The organism is Metapseudomonas boanensis (assembly GCF_018704125.1).
GTDB lineage: Bacteria > Pseudomonadota > Gammaproteobacteria > Pseudomonadales > Pseudomonadaceae > Metapseudomonas > Metapseudomonas boanensis.
Genome location: NZ_JAGTIS010000003.1, coordinates 279,680 through 291,476, shown reverse-complemented (window position 1 = coordinate 291,476; position 11,797 = coordinate 279,680). Strand labels below are relative to the sequence as shown.

10 protein-coding genes are annotated in these 11,797 nt (G+C 61.9%); 4 read left to right on the top strand and 6 right to left on the bottom strand.

Annotated elements, in window-relative coordinates; genetic code table 11:
• The first annotated feature begins 14 nt into the window (after positions 1 to 14).
• From J7302_RS08905 to tldD, 3 genes are read left to right on the top strand one after another with little or no spacing between them, the layout of a single operon-like run.
• A complete protein-coding gene (locus tag J7302_RS08905; RefSeq protein ID WP_215372893.1) occupies positions 15 to 3,833 on the top strand; it encodes a YhdP family protein in 3,819 nt (1,272 codons plus the stop codon).
• 56 nt (positions 3,834 to 3,889) lie between these two features.
• The gene (locus tag J7302_RS08900) at positions 3,890 to 4,744 is read left to right on the top strand and encodes a carbon-nitrogen hydrolase family protein (protein WP_215372892.1); all 855 of its coding nucleotides are present in this window, start codon (positions 3,890 to 3,892) and stop codon (positions 4,742 to 4,744) included.
• Complete coding sequence (gene tldD / locus J7302_RS08895) at positions 4,741 to 6,183, top strand: metalloprotease TldD (RefSeq protein WP_215372891.1); 1,443 nt, start codon at positions 4,741 to 4,743, stop codon at positions 6,181 to 6,183. Before J7302_RS08900 ends, tldD begins: the two co-directional genes overlap by 4 nt.
• A gap of 18 nt (positions 6,184 to 6,201) precedes the next feature.
• Here tldD and yjgA read toward each other — a convergent pair whose 3' ends face one another.
• Positions 6,202 to 6,723: a ribosome biogenesis factor YjgA gene (yjgA, locus tag J7302_RS08890; RefSeq protein WP_215372890.1), complete on the bottom strand. Its 522-nt coding sequence runs from the start codon at positions 6,721 to 6,723 to the stop codon at positions 6,202 to 6,204.
• Positions 6,724 to 6,865: 142 nt separating this feature from the next.
• Between yjgA and pmbA the strand changes: the two genes are divergently transcribed.
• Complete coding sequence (gene pmbA / locus J7302_RS08885; protein ID WP_215372889.1) at positions 6,866 to 8,212, top strand: metalloprotease PmbA; 1,347 nt, start codon at positions 6,866 to 6,868, stop codon at positions 8,210 to 8,212.
• Between the two features lie 47 nt (positions 8,213 to 8,259).
• On the opposite strand, the gene J7302_RS08880 is transcribed toward pmbA, so the two are convergent.
• The 5 genes from J7302_RS08880 to J7302_RS08860 form a co-directional block, all read right to left on the bottom strand.
• A complete protein-coding gene (locus J7302_RS08880; protein ID WP_215372888.1) occupies positions 8,260 to 8,532 on the bottom strand; it encodes an HPr family phosphocarrier protein in 273 nt (90 codons plus the stop codon).
• Between the two features lie 16 nt (positions 8,533 to 8,548).
• Entirely contained in the window at positions 8,549 to 9,406 is an 858-nt protein-coding gene (gene rapZ, locus J7302_RS08875; RefSeq protein WP_215372887.1) for an RNase adapter RapZ, read from the bottom strand.
• Between the two features lie 9 nt (positions 9,407 to 9,415).
• A complete protein-coding gene (ptsN, locus tag J7302_RS08870; RefSeq protein WP_215372886.1) occupies positions 9,416 to 9,880 on the bottom strand; it encodes a PTS IIA-like nitrogen regulatory protein PtsN in 465 nt (154 codons plus the stop codon).
• A 9-nt stretch (positions 9,881 to 9,889) separates the two neighbouring features.
• The gene (gene hpf / locus J7302_RS08865) at positions 9,890 to 10,198 is read right to left on the bottom strand and encodes a ribosome hibernation-promoting factor, HPF/YfiA family (protein WP_215372885.1); all 309 of its coding nucleotides are present in this window, start codon (positions 10,196 to 10,198) and stop codon (positions 9,890 to 9,892) included.
• 83 nt (positions 10,199 to 10,281) lie between these two features.
• Positions 10,282 to 11,778 carry an RNA polymerase factor sigma-54 gene (locus J7302_RS08860; protein ID WP_215372884.1) on the bottom strand — a complete coding sequence of 499 codons (1,497 nt, stop codon included), beginning with the start codon at positions 11,776 to 11,778 and terminating at the stop codon, positions 10,282 to 10,284.
• Between the last annotated feature and the right edge of the window lie 19 nt (positions 11,779 to 11,797).

Genomic DNA, 11,797 nt, shown 5'->3' with positions numbered 1-11,797 from the left:
GGACATGAACTGACATGGAGCGCCTGGCACGAGCCCTGGTGTCCGCCCTGCGCATGTTACTGGCGTTCTGCGCACTCGGGCTGGTGTTAGCTGCCCTTTACGTCAGCCTGGGCCGCGAACTGGTACCCTTCGTTGCCGCATACCAGGCGGAGGCCGAGGCACAGGCCAGCGCGGCACTCGGCCAGCCGGTCAAGATCGGCAGCATCGAGGGACGCTGGGAGGCGATGGCTCCTCTGCTGATCGCCCACGATGTGCTGCTCGGAGAGGGCGATAGCGCCATCCGCCTGGACCAACTGCGGGTCGTACCAAATATGCTTGGCAGCCTGCTGGCGCGCCAACTGCGTATCGAGCGTCTGGAGCTGGATGGCTTGCAGCTTGGCCTGCTGCAGGACAAAAGCGGCAAGTGGTCCGTCGAAGGATTTGCCGTCAAAGACGGGCAGCCGCCTTTCGGGCCGCGCCAGCTCGAAGCGATGATGGGCCTGGTCAGCCAAGTGTCTCTGATCAACAGCCAGCTCACCCTGGAGCCGCAGGCCCATGAGCCGATCACATTGACCTATGTCGGCTTCACACTGCGCAGTCTTGGCAGCCGCCAGCGACTTGATGGGCGTTTGATGCTGCCGGACGGCCAGCCCTTGGCCATGCGCTTACGCACCCGATTGAATGCCGACACCTGGCTCGACAGTGAGGCTGAGCTCTACCTGAGCCTGCCTCAGAGTGACTGGGCCCGATGGCTGCCCGCGAGCCTGACGCGTGATTGGCGTGTCGAGAAATTGCAGGCCGGAGGCGAGTTGTGGGTCGACTGGTCGAAGGGCGGGCCAAAGCGTGCGGTTGCGCGTCTCCACGCTCCTGAACTGCGTGGCGCCTATGGCAAGCGCAAGGCGGTGGCCTTGCAGAACTTTGCCGTGAATGCCTATTACACCCGCACGGATGAGGGCTTCCAAGTCCTGCTCGACTCCCTCGCGGTAAGTGTTGGCAAGCAGCGCTGGGGCGAGGTCAACGTCAACCTCCAACACAGGGCGGGGCCCCAGGCCGAGTGGCAAGTGGCAGCCGACCGCCTGGATCTCATCCCCTTGCAGCCTGTCATCAGCGCCCTTGCACCTCTGCCCGAGCAGGTCGCCGCTGCGTTGGGCGGGCTCAAGCCCCGCGGGTCGCTGCGTAACCTGAGCCTGACCTATCGCCCCGAAGTCGTCGGACCCGAGCGTCTGCTCTTCAGCAGCAATCTTTCAGCGGTGGGGGTCGACGCCTACCGTGGTGCGCCGGCTGCCGAGAATGTCAGTGGCAGCGTCAGCGGAAACCTGGAGCAAGGCGAACTGCGCCTGGACGCCAATGATTTCGCCTTGCACCTTGATCACCTGTTTCCTAAACCCTGGCGTTACCAGAAGGCTCGAGCGCGTCTGACGTGGCATCTGGATGATGAAGCTTTCACCCTGGCCAGCCCTTATATGCAAGTGGTCGGCGATGAGGGGCGCATCGCCGGGGACATGCTGATCCGCCTGATGCGCGACCCCCTCGCTGAGGACTACATGGACTTGCGGGTGGGGCTCCGTGATGGTGACGCCACTTATACCGAGAAGTATTTGCCGACCTTGTCGCCCGGGCTCAGCCCGGCATTGGCCAAATGGCTGAAAGAGGCGATTCGTTCCGGTGCTGTAGACGAAGGATTCTTCCAATACCAGGGCTCGCTGTCGCGCGATGCAAAGCCGGAAGCACGCTCTCTCAGCCTGTTTTTCAAAGTGCATGACGCCGAGTTGGCCTACCAGCCTGGCTGGCCGGTCTTGCGCGAGGCGAAGGGCAATGTGTTCATCGAAGACACCGGCGTCCGGATCGTGCTCCCAGCCGGGCGAATCCTCGACACCCGGGTGAGCAATGCTGAAGCCAATGTGCCCCACGTCGAGCCGGGACAGGTCCCGAGGCTCGACCTGGATGCCGAACTGGAGAGCAGTTTCACCGATGGGTTGAAAGTTCTCCAGGACGCGCCCATCGGCACCGCGCCGATTTTCTCCGGCTGGCAAGGCCAGGGGCCGCTGTCCGGAACGCTCAAGCTGGACATTCCCTTGGCTAAAGGGCAGGCGCCCAGGGTGGTGGTCGATCTGAAAACGCGTGATGCCCAATTGAAAATTGCGCGCCCTGAGCTGGCATTCAGCCAGCTGAGAGGGGCTTTCCGCTACGACACCGCCAGCGGGCTGAGTGCCTCAGATATTCGTGCCCAGGTTTTTGGCCGTGAAGTCCGCGCCAAGGCGCAGGCCGAGGGTTCCAACGGCCGTGCGCGGACGCGCATCCTGGCCAATGGCCAGATCGCACTGAAGGACCTCACGACCTGGCTTGGGGTCACGCAAGCGTTACCTGCTTCGGGGGCCGTGCCTTACAGCCTCAACCTGAGCCTTGATGGAAAGGACAGCCAGCTACGCATCGACTCGTCCCTCAAAGGTTTGGCGATTGATCTGCCTGCTCCTTTGGGCAAGGCGGCTGACGAGGTTCGTGACACCCAGTGGCGCATGACGCTTGATGGCGATGAGCGTCGTTACTGGTTGGATTACGCGGGCGTCGCCAGCCTCGTCCTGGCCGCCCCCCCCGGCAAGTTCAACGATTCTCGAGGTGTCTTGCGTCTTGGCGGCGGAGCGGCGCGCCTGCCCACGGGCAAGGGGCTGCGCGTGCGTGGGCGCCTGGATGAATTGGATGCCGATGCCTGGATGGCGGTGGCCAAGCAGTATGCGCCGGCTGATGGGGCCTCCACCGCCCGCCTGTTGAGTGGTGCCGAGCTGGAAATTGGGCGGTTCAGCGGCTTTGGCCTGATCCTGGAGGACCTCAATGCTGACTTGGCGCGGGACCCCGAGGGCTGGCGGCTGGGCTTGGCCAGTGCGAGGCTTGATGGGCAGATCAAACTCCCAGATGCCAAGGATGCCCCAATTGACGTCAGGCTGCGGCGCCTGAGCTTCCCTAAGCCGCCGGCAAGCGAAGCTGAAGCAGAGGCCAAACCGGATCCCTTCGCCTCGGTTGACCCGCGCGGAGTACCGTCGCTGGATGTACACATCGATCAGGTCATCCTGGGTGATGCTGTACTCGGTGCCTGGTCGTTCAAGGCCCGACCGAACCCGAAGGGGATTGCCTTCAACGAGTTGGATCTTTCACTGAAAGGGCTGCGGATTACTGGCGCGGCAGGCTGGGAAGGTGCCGTTGGGGCCAGCAGCTCCTGGTACCGGGGGCGCCTGGAGGGCAAGAACCTGGCGGATGTGCTCAAGGCCTGGAACTTCGCACCCACGGCTACCAGCGAGCGCTTCCGCCTTGATGCCGATGGGCGCTGGCCCGGCTCCCCCGCCTGGGTCAGTCTGAAGCGCTACTCAGGTTCATTGGATGCCAGCTTGCACAAGGGGCAGTTCGCCGAAGTCGAAGGTGGCGCCCAAGCCTTGCGGGTTTTTGGTTTGCTCAATTTCAACTCGATCGGCCGTAGATTGCGCCTGGACTTTTCCGACCTGCTCGGCAAGGGACTCGCCTACGACCGGGTCAAGGGGCTTCTGATGGGGAGCGAGGGGCGCTTCGTGACCCGCAATCCGATCACTCTGGAAGGCCCCTCGAGCGGCCTGGAGCTGGACGGCACCCTGGACCTGGCCAGTGACCGCATCGACGCCAATCTGCTGGTCACCCTGCCCGTGACCAACAACCTGCCATTGGCCGCGCTGATCGTCGGTGCGCCAGCCATTGGGGGAGCGTTGTTCGTTGTGGACAAATTGCTGGGCGACAGGGTGGCGCGCGTTGCCAGCGTTCAGTACAGGGTTGAAGGTTCGTGGAAGGACCCCAAAATCACCTTCATCAAGCCTTTTGAAAAAGCTCGTTGAAGCGAGCTGCCGCCGCTTGGGTTAGCATGCCCTTTATGTCCCAGTCGGAGCGCACGATGTCCCTTGCCGTGATTCAAATGGTCAGCCAGGACGATGTGCTGGCCAACCTTGCCAGTGCCCGCCGGTTGTTGGAGCAGGCCGCCGAAGGTGGTGCACGCCTGGCGGTATTGCCCGAGAACTTCAGCGCCATGGGGCGACGAGACCTGACCGAACTGGGCCGGGCCGAAGCGGAAGGGCATGGGCCGATTCTGCCTTGGCTGAGGCAGGCGGCGCGGGACCTGCGCCTGTGGATAGTGGCCGGAACCCTGCCCTTGCCGCCTGACCGGCGGCCGCAGGATAAACCCAACGCCTGTTCCCTGTTGGTGGATGAGCAGGGGGAGCGGGTTGCGCGTTATGACAAGATTCACTTGTTCGATGTGGATGTCAGCGATAACCGGGGCCGTTACCGAGAGTCCGACGACTATGCCCATGGCGCGGACGTGGTCGTGTCAGATACGCCCGTTGGACGGCTGGGACTGACAGTTTGCTATGACCTGCGTTTCCCCGAACTCTACAGCGCACTGCGCGAGGCTGGTGCTGAGCTGATCAGCGCGCCCTCAGCATTCACTGCGGTGACTGGCGCGGCCCATTGGCAGGTGCTGGTGCGAGCTCGGGCCATCGAAACCCAGTGCTACCTGCTGGCAGCGGGGCAAGGTGGTGTCCATCCCGGCCCACGTGAAACCTTCGGCCATTCGGCCATCGTTGATCCCTGGGGCCGGGTACTGGCCGAACAGGCCCAGGGCGAGGCGGTGCTGCTGGCCAGCCGGAATGCAGCGGAGCAGGCGGAGATACGTCAGCGCATGCCGGTGAGTACCCATAGACGATTCATGACGCCGGCCACTCCTGGGCCGGCGCGAACGGAGAAGTTATGAGCGACCTTCTGTTAGCCGTCAGCGTTCACTTGCTGGCGCCCGGTGACCTCAGCATCGAGCAGTTGCCGGCGATCCTCGGTGAGTTGGCCGGGCCGGGCATCGATGCCGCCGACCTGTACTTCCAGGGGCAGGTGTCCGAATCCTGGGTGCTGGAGGACGGCATCGTCAAAGAGGGCAGTTTCCACCTTGATCAAGGTGTGGGCGTGCGTGCCCAGTCCGGTGAGAAGACCGGTTTTGCTTACAGCAACGCGATCACTGCCGAGGCGCTGCGCCAAGCTGCGCGGGCGGCCCGCTCGATCTCTCGGGCTGGCCAGGAGGGCCGGGTTCAGGCGTTCGCTACGCCGCAGGTGACTCGTTTGTACGATTCCAGCAGCCCGCTGGAGGTCATCAGTCGCGCGGAAAAAGTAGAGCTGCTGAAGAACGTAGACGCAGCGACCCGTGCTCTGGATCCTCGCATCAAGCAGGTCACCGTCAGCATGGCCGGGGTCTGGGAACGAATCCTGATCGCCGCCAGTGACGGCAGTCTGGGGGCCGATATACGACCACTGGTTCGATTCAACGTCAGCGTCATCGTCGAGCAGAATGGTCGACGCGAGCGCGGTGGTCATGGCGGCGGCGGTCGCACCGATTATCGCTACTTCCTTCAGGAGGACCGGGCCATGGGCTACGCACGCGAAGCTCTTCGCCAGGCGCTGGTGAACCTGGAAGCCGTTCCCGCACCGGCGGGTACCTTGCCTGTGGTCATGGGCGCCGGCTGGTCTGGCGTGCTGCTTCACGAAGCGGTCGGCCATGGCTTGGAAGGTGATTTCAACCGCAAGGGAAGCTCGGCCTATAGCGGACGAATTGGCGAGAAGGTGGCTTCGAGCCTCTGCACCATCGTCGACGACGGCACCCTGGCATTCCGCCGCGGCTCGCTGAGCATGGATGATGAAGGCACCCCTACCCAGTGCACTACGCTGATCGAAAACGGTGTGCTCAAAGGCTACATGCAGGACAAACTCAATGCCCGGCTGATGGGTGTGGCTCGCACGGGCAACGGCCGTCGGGAGTCCTACGCGCACTTGCCGATGCCGCGTATGACCAATACCTACATGTTGGCCGGTGAGAGCGATCCACAAGAAATCATCGCATCGGTGGAGCGGGGCATCTACTGCGCCAACCTCGGTGGAGGCCAGGTGGATATCACCAGCGGCAAGTTCGTGTTTTCCACCAGCGAGGCCTATCTGATCGAGAACGGTCGCATCACTACACCCGTGAAAGGCGCGACCTTGATCGGCAATGGTCCTGAGGCGATGAGCCGAGTCTCCATGGTCGGCAATGACCTGGCGCTGGATAGCGGCGTTGGTACCTGCGGCAAGGATGGGCAGTCGGTACCTGTGGGCGTAGGGCAGCCTACGCTGAAGATCGATGCGATCACGGTAGGAGGGACGGGGGCCTGATGAAGGCCCCTGATGGGTTTAACGCAGTCCGCGCTTGGCTTCGTCCAGGTCGCGAATGTACTTGAACACTTTGCGCGCGGCTGCCGGTGGTTTGTTGTGGGCCGCTTCGTGCTGGGCATGACGGATCAGGCCGCGCAGGTGCTGTCTATCGGTCTCGGGGTATTCGGCGACGAAGCTTTCAAGCGCCGCGTCACCACCCTCGATCAGTCGATCGCGCCAGCGCTCCAGGCCATGGAAACGCTCGTTGTACTGGCGAGTGGAGCTGTCGAGCTGGTCGATCAGGCCGACGATGGCATCGATGTCCTGTTCGCGCATCAGCTTGCCGATGTACTGGATGTGCCGTTTGCGGGCAATGTGGGCCTTGTGCTTGGGCGCTTCCGCCAGAGCCTTCTGCAAGGCGTCGGTCAGCGGTAGCTTGGCCAGTACGTCCGGCTTGAGGGTGGTCAGGCGCTCGCCGAGATCCTGCAGGGCATGCAGCTCGCGCTTGATCTGGGATTTACTCTTCTCTCCGGAGAAGTCGTCGTCAAAGAATTCAGACATGGGGGTGGTCCAATGGGAAACGCCGCCATGATAACCAGTCGGACGCCCGTTGTCCGGCCCGACTGGCGCCGCCTGTGGGCGGAAATCGCGGGGACGCGCTTGTGCGCCCCTCGCTTAAAAGATTTTGTGAACTGGAGTGGCTATGAGTGAAGTAGAAGTGGTCGGCCCAGAGGCCTTGCCGGAACTGCAGGCACGGGTCGAGCGTATTCTTGCCGAGGCTCGGCGCCAGGGTGCCAGCGAGTGCGAGGTGGCTGTTTCGGTGGAACAGGGACTTTCCACGACGGTTCGCCAGGGTGAAGTGGAAACAGTCGAGTTCAATCGTGACCAGGGATTCGGCATCACCCTCTATGTCGGGCAGCGCAAGGGCTCGGCCAGCACTTCGGCCAGCGGCGAAGACGCGATTCGCGAGACAGTCGCCGCAGCCCTGGCCATTGCCAAGCATGCGTCCGAGGACGAGTGCGCCGGTTTGGCGGACGCCGCGCTGATGGCGCGTGACCTCCCGGACCTCGATCTTTATCACCCCTGGTCCATTAGTCCGGAGCAGGCAGTCGAGCAGGCGCTAATCTGCGAAACGGCAGCTTTCGAGGCTGACTCGCGGATCAGCAATGCAGACGGCACGACTCTGAATACCCATCAAGGTTGTCGCGTCTATGGTAATAGTCATGGTTTTGTCGGTGGCTATGCCAGCACGCGACATAGTCTGAGCTGCGTCATGATCGCAGAGAACCAAGGTCAGATGCAGCGCGACTACTGGTACGACGTCAATCGCCTGGGTACCCTGCTCGCGGACCCTGCCAGTATTGGTCGCCGCGCTGCGGAACGCACTGTGAGCCGTTTGGGCGCCCGCCCGGTACCGACTTGCGAAGTGCCCGTGTTGTTCGCGGCGGAGTTGGCCACGGGATTGTTCGGGAGCTTCCTCTCGGCGATTTCTGGCGGAAACCTCTATCGCAAGTCGTCTTTCCTCGAGGGCGCGCTCGGACAGCGCCTGTTCCCCGAGTGGCTGATCCTGGATGAGCGTCCGCACATCCCGCGCGCCATGGCCAGTGCAGCTTTCGATAATGACGGGCTGGCCACCTATGCCAAACCCTTCGTCGAAAAGGGCGAACTGGTGTCCTACATCCTGGGGACCTATTCCGGCCGGAAGCTGGGCCTGCCGAGCACCGCTAACTCAGGTGGCGTGCATAACCTCTTTGTCAGCCACGGCCAGGAAGACCAGGCATCGCTGCTGCGTCGCATGGGGCGGGGCCTGTTGGTGACCGAGCTGATGGGGCAAGGCTTGAACATGGTCACCGGCGACTACTCGCGCGGTGCTGCCGGCTATTGGGTGGAGAACGGAGAGATTCAGTTCCCGGTGCAGGAAGTCACCATTGCTGGCAACCTGAAGGACATGTTCCGCCAGATTGTGGCTGTGGGGAATGATCTGGAGTTGCGCGGGAACATTCGCACTGGCTCGGTACTGATCGAGCGAATGACGGTAGCGGGTAGCTAGCGTGTACCACTGATTGCAGGGGGCGAAGGTTTGCCGGCTTTCGCTTCCTATTCCCCTTCGTCGAACCTGTTGTTGATCAACTCCACCAGCGCGTCCAGGGCGTCATGATCCTGCTCGCCTTCGGTGTGGAGGTGGATCGGGGTGCCCTTGCCCGCGGCCAGCATCATTACGGCCATGATGCTCTTGCCATCAACCAGGCTTTCCGGTGAGCGGCCAACGCGGATCTGGCAGGGAAACCGCCCGGCAACTCCAACGAACTTGGCGGCCGCTCGGGCGTGCAGACCCAGTTTGTTGATGATGGTGATTTCACAGGCGGGCATCGCGGCGTTCATCCTTCTAGCTGAGGTCGCGGTGGCGAACCTGGACGTTCTTCAAGGTAGGCTTCAAGGCTGCGCCCAAACGTTCGGCAACATAGACCGAGCGATGATGGCCGCCCGTGCAACCAATGGCGATGGTGACATAAGCCCGGTTGCTGGCGGCAAAACGCGGCAGCCATTTGTTCAGGTACGCAAGGATGTCCTGGTACATTTCCTCGACATCCGGCTGCGCTGCGAGGTAATCGGCCACAGGCTGTTCCAGGCCAGAGTGGTCGCGTAGTTCCGGCTTCCAATAGGGGTTCGGCAAACAGCGCACGTCGAACACCAGGTCTGCATCTACTGGCATGCCGCGCTTGAAACCGAACGACTCGACCAGGAAGGCGGTACCCGGTTCTGGCTGGTTCAGCAGGCGTAGCTTCAGGCTGTCCCGTAGCTGATAGAGGTTGAGCCGGGTGGTGTCGATGCGCAGGTCTGCTAGGTCAGCAATTGGGGCGAGCAACGTTGTCTCGTCACCTATCGCTTCGGCCAGGGAGCGGTTGTCGTCGGTCAGTGGGTGGCGCCTGCGCGTCTCAGAGAACCGGTTGAGCAGTACCTCGTCTTCGGCGTCTAGGTAGAGAACATCGCACTGGATATAGCGCGACCGGACTTCAGCGAGCAACTCGGGGAAGCGTTTCAGCTGGCTCGGCAGGTTGCGGGCATCGATCGAGACGGCGACTTTCGGCTCGAGCAGCTCAGTGTGCAGAAACGCCCGCTCAGCAAGCTCGGGCAGGAGGCCTGCCGGCAGGTTGTCGATGCAATAAAAGCCGTTGTCTTCGAGCACGTGGAGAGCCGTGCTCTTCCCCGAGCCGGAGCGGCCGCTGACGATGATCAGGCGCATTGCACAGTCCTAGCGTCCGCTCTGGACGTCCACGACTACCTTGTACAGGTCGGCGCTGTCCGTTGCATGGCGCAGGCGATCGCGAACATCGCTGCGGTCCAGCATGCTGGCGATCTGGCGTAGCAATTCAAGGTGTTCATCGGTAGCGGCTTCTGGAACCAGCAATACGAACAGCAGGTCCACCGGCGCGCCGTCGATGGCGTCGAAGTCTACAGGGGCGTCCAGGCGCAACACTGCGCTGATCGGCGAGTTGCAGCCGGTCAGCCGACAATGGGGGATGGCGATACCGTTACCAAAGCCCGTGGAGCCGAGCTTTTCCCGCGATACCAGGCTTTCGAAGATGTCCTGACCATCGAGTTCGGGAAGGTCGCGAGCGACCAGGTTGGCAATCTGTTCGAGGACGCGTTTCTTGCTGCCGCCCGGCACGTTCACGAGGGAACGGCCGGGGGTCAGGATTTGCTCAAGTCGGATCATAGGGGAGGGTCAGCGGGCCGTGGCGCCCTGCTGGCGGTGAAGCTGCTTTTCCTTGTGTTTGATCAGTTGGCGATCAAGTTTGTCAGTGAGCAGGTCTATGGCGGCGTACATGTCTTCGTGCTCCGCGTTGGCAACGACTTCGCCGCCGGCAACGTGAAGGGTAGCTTCAATTTGTTGCTTGAGTTTCTCCACCTGCATGATCACCTGAACATTGGTGATGCGGTCAAAGTGGCGCTCCAGTCGTTCGAACTTCTCGACAACATAGTTGCGCAGGGCGTCGGTCACATCCAGTTGATGTCCACTGATGTTGACTTGCATACCGCTTTCTCCTTATTGCCCGTGTATATGAGACAGGCTAACGGGCCTGCCACCGGAACACTTTGGCGTGGCTCAATTCTGCTTCACATCAGTCGCTTCCGTTCGCTGGAAGGCGCGATCCCAAGGGATTCGCGGTACTTGGCGACTGTGCGACGCGCCACTTGGATACCCTGTGCTTCCAGTAAACCAGCGATCTTGCTGTCACTCAACGGCTTTTTCGGATTTTCCGCTGCGACCAGCTTTTTGAGGATCGCGCGGATCGCTGTGGATGAGCACTCACCGCCTTCGGAAGTACTTACGTGGCTGGAGAAGAAGTACTTCAGCTCGTAGATTCCGCGCGGTGTGTGCATGTATTTCTGGGTGGTTACCCGGGAGATCGTCGACTCGTGCATCCCTACCGCCTCGGCGATGTCGTGCAGCACGAGTGGCTTCATTGCCTCGTCACCGTATTCGAGGAACCCACGCTGATGCTCGACAATCTGCGTGGCGACCTTCATCAGGGTTTCGTTCCGGCTCTGCAGGCTCTTGATGAACCACCGGGCTTCCTGAAGCTGGTTGCGCATGAAGGTATTGTCGGCGCTGGAGTCTGCGCGGCGGACGAAACCTGCGTAATGGGGGTTGACCCGCAGGCGTGGCACGGCTTCCTGGTTCAACTCCACCAACCAGCGCTCGTTGTGCTTGCGCACGATGACGTCGGGAACGACGTATTCCGGTTCGCTGGCCTCGATCTGCGAGCCTGGGCGCGGGTTGAGCCCCTGGATCAATTCGATGATCTGGCGCAGCTCATCCTCTTTGACCTTCATGCGGCGCATCAGCTGGCTGTAGTCGCGATTGCCCAGCAGGTCCAGGTAGTCGCCCGCAAGGCGTTGCGCTTCGCTCAGCCAGGGGGTTTTCACCGGCAGTTGGCGCAGTTGCAGCAGCAGGCATTCGCGCAGGTCGCGGGCACCGATGCCGGCGGGCTCGAACTGCTGGATGCGGTGCAGCACCACTTCGATCTCGTCGAGCTCGATCTCGAGTTCCGGGTCGAAGGCTTCGGCAATGTCCGCAAGCGACTCTTCCAGGTAGCCATCGTTGTTGATGCAGTCGATGAGCGTGACGGCGATCAGCCGGTCGGTATCCGACATCGGAGCGAGGTTCAGCTGCCACAGCAAATGGCTTTGCAGGCTTTCGCCGACAGACGTGCGGGAGGTGAAGTCCCACTCATCGTCGTCGTTACTAGGCAGGCTGCTCGCGCTGGTTTGGTAGACGTCTTCCCAGGCAGTGTCGACTGGCAGTTCGCTCGGGATGCGTTCATGCCATTCGCCGTCTTCCAGAGCTTCGGCATTAGCCTCGACGCTGGATTCCTGGAAGCTGGACTCCTGGGTGGAGGTGTTGGTCAGTTGCTCGCCTTCAGCCATGGGGTCGGAGGTGTCGAAATCTTCGCCATCCTCCTGTCGTTCCAGCATGGGATTGGATTCCAGTGCCTCCTGGATCTCCTGCTGCAGATCGAGGGTGGACAGTTGGAGTAGGCGGATGGCCTGTTGCAGCTGCGGAGTCATCGTCAGCTGCTGGCCCATCTTTAGGACTAGCGATGGTTTCATGGCAGGGGGCTTAGCACCT

Bases quoted from the DNA above. Each gene is read 5' to 3' on its own strand.
- ptsN (WP_215372886.1), bottom strand. From the start codon at position 9,880: ATGATCCGACTTGAGCAAATCCTGACCCCCGGCCGTTCCCTCGTGAAC.
- J7302_RS08880 (WP_215372888.1), bottom strand. From the start codon at position 8,532: ATGCCCGCCTGTGAAATCACCATCATCAACAAACTGGGTCTGCACGCC.
- J7302_RS08900 (WP_215372892.1), top strand. From the start codon at position 3,890: ATGTCCCTTGCCGTGATTCAAATGGTCAGCCAGGACGATGTGCTGGCC.
- J7302_RS08905 (WP_215372893.1), top strand. From the start codon at position 15: ATGGAGCGCCTGGCACGAGCCCTGGTGTCCGCCCTGCGCATGTTACTG.
- yjgA (WP_215372890.1), bottom strand. From the start codon at position 6,723: ATGTCTGAATTCTTTGACGACGACTTCTCCGGAGAGAAGAGTAAATCC.
- rapZ (WP_215372887.1), bottom strand. From the start codon at position 9,406: ATGCGCCTGATCATCGTCAGCGGCCGCTCCGGCTCGGGGAAGAGCACG.
- pmbA (WP_215372889.1), top strand. From the start codon at position 6,866: ATGAGTGAAGTAGAAGTGGTCGGCCCAGAGGCCTTGCCGGAACTGCAG.
- hpf (WP_215372885.1), bottom strand. From the start codon at position 10,198: ATGCAAGTCAACATCAGTGGACATCAACTGGATGTGACCGACGCCCTG.
- tldD (WP_215372891.1), top strand. From the start codon at position 4,741: ATGAGCGACCTTCTGTTAGCCGTCAGCGTTCACTTGCTGGCGCCCGGT.
- J7302_RS08860 (WP_215372884.1), bottom strand. From the start codon at position 11,778: ATGAAACCATCGCTAGTCCTAAAGATGGGCCAGCAGCTGACGATGACT.